The organism is Acidisphaera sp. L21, assembly GCF_009765685.1.
Taxonomy (GTDB): Bacteria; Pseudomonadota; Alphaproteobacteria; order Acetobacterales; family Acetobacteraceae; genus LMUY01.
Window position 1 is genome coordinate 12478 of sequence record NZ_LMUY01000138.1, and the last position, 5393, is coordinate 17870.

The window sequence follows — 5393 nt, forward strand, 5'->3', positions numbered from 1 at the left end:
AACTCGCAACCGACCAGCCCGGCACCTTGTCGCTGCTGGTCGAACGGCGCGAGCACCCGGCGCTGGGCGTCAATGGCGGCCTTGCCGGTGCGCCATCCCGGGTGGTGTGGAACGGCCGGGAAAGCGGGTTCCCGCTGAAGGGCAAAAGCCCGATCGCCGGGCGGGACCGGCTGGTCGTGCGCTATCCCGGTGGCGGCGGCTTCGGGGATCCATTGCAGCGGGACCGCGCGGCAGTGCAGGACGATGTGGATGCCGAGATCATATCCCCGGCAGCGGCACGGGAGGTGTACGGCCTATGACCCGCTACTTGGCTGGTGCGGATGTCGGCGGCACCTTCACCGACGTCGCCGTCTACGACACCGAAACCCGCACGCTGAGCCTGAACAAACTCTTGACCACGCCCGATGACCCACGCCGGGCCATCGTGAACGGATTGGCGGCGCTGAATATGCCGGCTGGCCTAGTGGTCCACGGCACGACCCTGGTCACCAATGCGCTGATCGAGCGGCGCGGCGTGCCGGCCGGTCTGCTCACCACCGACGGCTATCGCGACGTGCTCGAAATTGGCACCGAACTGCGCTACGACACGTTCGACCTGCAGTTGGAGCGACCGGCCCCCCTGGTCGCCCGGCGCTTCCGCCGCCCAATTCGGGAGCGGCTGGGCGCCGATGGCAGCGTCGTGCTGCCGCTGAACGAGGCGGACGTGGCGGAGGCGGCGGCGATGCTGCACGGCGCCGGGATACGGTCCGTGGCAATCGCCTTCTTCAACAGCTACCGCAACCCGGTGCACGAGGACCGCGCCAAGGCGATCGTGCAAGCCGCCTTCCCCGACCTCGCAGTGTGCACCTCCGCCGAGATCGCGCCCGAGGTCCGCGAATACGAGCGGTTTTCCACCTGCGTCGCCAACGCCTATATCGCCCCGATCGCCACACGGTATCTGCTGGAGTTGGAGCAGTCGTTGGGCGTGCCACTCTTCGTGATGCTGTCCGATGGCGGGATCACCACGGCACGCGCCGCCAGCGAGCAGCCGATCGCGCTGGTCGAGTCGGGTCCGGCAGCGGGCGCGATGGGCGCAGCGTTCCTGGCCCGGCAGGCTGGTTGGACCGACGTCATCGCCTTCGATATGGGCGGCACGACGGCCAAACTGAGCCTTATCCATCATGGCCAGCCGCACCGCACGCACGAGCTGGAAGCCGCCCGCATCCGGCGCTTCAAGAAAGGCAGCGGCCTGCCACTGCGCATCCCCGTCATCGAGTTGATCGAGATCGGGGCGGGCGGCGGCAGCATCGCCGCGACCGATCAGCTGGGCCTGCTGGGTGTCGGGCCACGAAGCTCCGGCGCGGTGCCCGGCCCGGCGTGCTATGGCGCTGGCGGCATGGACGCGACCGTCACCGACGCGGATCTGGTGTTGGGCTACCTGGCGCCGGATGGCTTCCTGGGGGGCCGGATGCAGTTGAGCGCCGAGGCGGCCAAAACAGCGCTGCATGCGTTGGGCGAACCACTGGGGCTTGATGTGACACAGACAGCGGTTGGCATTGCCCGCGTGGTCGACAACAACATGGCGACCGCCGCGCGCGTGCATATCGCCGAGGCCGGGACCGGCGCGCAGAACTATCGCATGGTCGCGTTCGGCGGTGCTGGCCCGGTGCACGCCTACGCGCTCGCGCGGCTGCTGAACCTGCCGGAAGTGATCTTTCCCCGCGGCGCCGGCGTCGCCTCCGCAATTGGGATGCTGGTCGCGCCGCGCAGTGTGGAGTTCACGCGGAGTTTGGTCGCCCCGCTCGACACCCTGGATTGGGGCGTGGTCGATGGGCTGCTGGTGGAACTGGATGCCCGCGGCCGCGGCATCCTGCGCGAAGGCAACGTCACCGAAGCGGAGATCACGACCGAAATCACCGCCGACATGCGCTACGCCGGGCAAGGATTCGAGGTCGGCGTCACAATCCCGGCCGGATTGGTGACGGCGCGCGATGCCGCCGCGTTACGGACAATTTTCGACGGCACGTATCGGGATCGATTCAAGCGCAGCCTGGACATGCTGGCGGTGGAAATCGTGTCTTGGCGCGTGCGCGTGCTGGCACCCCCATCCGTGACCGAGGTGCAGTTTGACGCCAAAAGTGCCGCCGGTGGCGCCCCCCTGATGGGCCACCGCGACGCCTATTTCGCCGAGGCTGGTGGCTACGTCGCGACCCCCATCTACGCGCGGGACCGGCTGGCGGTCGGCACCACTCTCGACGGCCCGGCGCTGATTACCGAGGCGGAGACGACCTGCGTTATTGGCCCCGCAGCCAGTGTTGTCGTCGATGAATTCGGCAACCTCATCATGCGCCTGCACGCACCGACCCAAGGAGCCCGCTCATGACCGTCCGCCTGGTCCTCGCCGCCCTGTTTGTCACCGGCCCGGCGCTCGCCGCAACGCCCAGCCCGGTTGTGGAGGGTGAGACGATTGCCACGCCCGAACTGGTGGCGGCGGCCTGCGCCGAGGGGAAGGTTACATACTACACCGCGCAGCGTGACGCGGATGAGCGGCAGATCGTGCAGAAATTCCAGCAAGCGTTCCCCTGCATCCAGGTCTCCGTCATCTCGGCCGTCACCGGACGCCTTTACGAACGGCTGCAAACCGAAAGCCAGGCCGGCAAGACCCAGGCCGACCTGACCATCATTACCGACGAAGCGCTGACCCAGCGCATGATCGACGCCAAGATGCTGCGCCCCTGGACACCGCCGCAGGCCGCGATGTTCGCCGCCAATGCGAAGCAGCAGGGCTGGTGGTACGGTGCGTCTGGCGCGCTGATGTACATGATCTACAACACCCAATCCTTGACGGCGGCCGAGGCGCCGAAATCCTGGGCGGACCTGCTGGACGCCAAGTGGAAGGGCAATGTCAGCATGGCCGCGGTGACGACTGGCGGCACGTCCTGGGTGCAGTTCGACTTCATGAAGCAGTCCATGCCCGCGACATACCTGCCCGCGCTGGCAGCCCAGGAGTCGAAGATCTTCAGTACCTACGCCGCCGTCGTGCAATCCGTGGCGCGGGGGGAGACGACGGTTGGCATCACCGACTCGCTCGACGACTACCCGCTGCGCGTTGGGCAAGGCGCGCCGATCCAGCCGGTCTACCCAAGCGAGGGAATTCCCTTCGTCAATTACCCGATGATGCTGCTGGCCGGCGCGCCGCACCCGAATGCGGCCGAGCTGTTCGGCAATTGGTATCTGTCCAAGGCGGCGCAGACCGAATTGGTGCGCCTGCGCGGCGTCTACTCGTTCCGCCCAGATGTCGCGCCTGCGCCGGGTAATCCGCCGCTGAGCGGGATGAAACTGTGGAACCCCGGCCACGACACCGTTCTGCGCGACCACGACAGCCTCGTGACGGATGTCGTCGCAATCTTCGGCCGGCGCTGAGCGCACGTCTTCACCAAACGGCGCGGCGCAAGAAGGAGGATCCTACGAACCATCGCGTCGCTGCTTTGCCCCCAGAGATTCGTCTGATAGGGTTGCAGTACTGACGATCGGGGCCGGGTGACGCAAGCCGGCTGAATGGGGCATACCGGCATGGCACGGAAACAATTCCACCTCTCCTGGTTCTTGTCCCAGGGCTACGGCCCGAAAGGCTGGCGCGGCCCGTGGCCCGGCAGCGACACCGCGCGCTGGATGATGCCGGATCTGTTCGTCGACCTCGCCCGGTCTCTGGAACGGGCCTGTTTCGACTACCTCATCATCGAAGATTCCTCGATGCTGCCCTACCAATTCAATGGCAGCCACGACACCTACCTCAAATATGCCGCCAGCACGCCGAAGCTCGACCCCTCCGTGCTCGTCGCCTACCTTGCCCAGGCCACCAAGCACCTCGGCATCATCCCGACGCTGTCGACCAGCGAGTATCCACCGTTCCTGCTCGCCCGGCTGATCAACTCGTTCGACCATGTGACGGAAGGCCGGATCGGTTGGAACTGCGTCACCAGCAGCAATGATGGCGCGGCGCAGAATTACGGCCATGACGGCCAATTACCGCATGACGAGCGATACGACCGGGCGGAGGAATTCACCGACCTGGTGACCAAGCTATGGGATGCGTGGGAGCCGGATGCGGTTCTGCTGGATCGCGACACGCCGATGTTCGCCGATGGCAGCAAAGTGCATGTGGTGAACCACGAGGGCCGCTATTTCCGCTGCCGCGGGCCCCTGAATGCGCCGCGCTCGCCACAAGGCCGGCCACCGATCTGCCAGGCCGGCGGCTCGGCCCGCGGGCAGCTTTTCGCCGCACGCTGGGCGGATACGATCATCGCCGATGCTGGCAATCCGGAGGCGATGAAGCGTTACCGCGACACCGTGCGGCGCAATGCGGTCGCTGCCGGGCGCGACCCGGACAGCATCAAGGTGCTGTTCCTGGCAAACCCTGTGATCGACACCACGCTGGCGGCGGCGCAGGAACGCCGGCGCATGCAGCAGGCGGATGCGAACCAGCATTTGGACATGCAGCTCGCCAACATGTCGCGGCTGACCAACATCGATTTCGCCACCTTCGACCCCGACGAGCCGCTGCAGGGGCTGGAGACGAACGGGCATCAATCCGCCCTGGCCAAATGGATCGGCAAGACGCCACGCCAGCTTGGCATGAACCAGGCCGTGAAGCAGGGCCTGGACCTGACCGGCACGGCCGACCACGTCGCCGGCATCATGGCGGAGATGATGGAGGAAGTCGGCGGCGACGGCTTCCTGTTCTTCAATGCGACGTTCGACCGCCGTTACGTCATTGAGCTATGTGACGGGCTGGTGCCGGAACTGCAGCGCCGCGGCCTGACCCGCACGGTATACGAACATAGCTTGTTCAAGGACAATCTGATGGCGTTCTGAGGCGCCTATGCGCTGACCAGCTGCAGGAAACGCCGCGTGCGCACATGCACGGGCGCGTCCAGGACCACACTGGGCGGTCCCTCCTCCACCACCACGCCTTCGTCCATGAAGACCACCCGGTCGGCCACCTCCCTGGCAAATCGCACCTCGTGCGTAACGACGATCATGGTCATGCCGCTGGCGGCAAGCCGGCGGATCACCGCGAGCACCTCACCCACCAGTTCGGGGTCCAGCGCGCTGGTCGGCTCGTCCAGCAACATCACCCGCGGTTCCGTCGCCAGCACACGGGCAATGGCCACGCGCTGCTGCTGGCCGCCCGATAGCTGGTGTGGCAGCCGATGCGCCAGGTGAAACAGGCCTAGCCCGGCAAGCAGCTGGGCCGCCGTAGCCTGGGCGATTGCGGCTGCGACGCCGTAAACCCGGACCGGCGCCTCGGTGATATTCTCCAGCGCGGTCAGGTGATGGAACAGGTTGAATTGCTGGAACACCATGCCGATCCGTGCCTTCGACCGCGCCTTCGCCACGTCGCGCACTGGTAC

General features: G+C 66.5%; 5 protein-coding genes. 4 read left to right on the forward strand and 1 reads right to left on the reverse strand.

Annotated elements, in window-relative coordinates:
• The 4 genes from GSQ76_RS25840 to GSQ76_RS25855 all read left to right on the forward strand — a co-directional run.
• Positions 1-299: hydantoinase B/oxoprolinase family protein (locus tag GSQ76_RS25840; RefSeq protein WP_174247404.1), on the forward strand; the 299-nt coding region annotated here is incomplete at its 5' end.
• Positions 296-2362: a hydantoinase/oxoprolinase family protein gene (locus tag GSQ76_RS25845; protein WP_158746969.1), complete on the forward strand. Its 2067-nt coding sequence runs from the start codon at positions 296-298 to the stop codon at positions 2360-2362. The genes GSQ76_RS25840 and GSQ76_RS25845, both read left to right, overlap by 4 nt.
• Positions 2359-3402, forward strand: a complete 1044-nt coding sequence (locus GSQ76_RS25850) for an ABC transporter substrate-binding protein (RefSeq protein ID WP_158746970.1) — start codon at positions 2359-2361, stop codon at positions 3400-3402. The genes GSQ76_RS25845 and GSQ76_RS25850 overlap by 4 nt, the downstream gene beginning before the upstream one ends.
• A gap of 150 nt (positions 3403-3552) precedes the next feature.
• A complete protein-coding gene (locus GSQ76_RS25855) occupies positions 3553-4854 on the forward strand; it encodes an NtaA/DmoA family FMN-dependent monooxygenase (RefSeq protein WP_158746971.1) in 1302 nt (433 codons plus the stop codon).
• 5 nt (positions 4855-4859) lie between these two features.
• Here GSQ76_RS25855 and GSQ76_RS25860 read toward each other — a convergent pair.
• Positions 4860-5393: amino acid ABC transporter ATP-binding protein (locus GSQ76_RS25860; RefSeq protein WP_158746972.1), on the reverse strand; the 534-nt coding region annotated here is incomplete at its 5' end.

Bases quoted from the DNA above. Each gene is read 5' to 3' on its own strand.
- GSQ76_RS25845 (WP_158746969.1), top strand. From the start codon at position 296: ATGACCCGCTACTTGGCTGGTGCGGATGTCGGCGGCACCTTCACCGAC.
- GSQ76_RS25850 (WP_158746970.1), top strand. From the start codon at position 2,359: ATGACCGTCCGCCTGGTCCTCGCCGCCCTGTTTGTCACCGGCCCGGCG.
- GSQ76_RS25855 (WP_158746971.1), top strand. From the start codon at position 3,553: ATGGCACGGAAACAATTCCACCTCTCCTGGTTCTTGTCCCAGGGCTAC.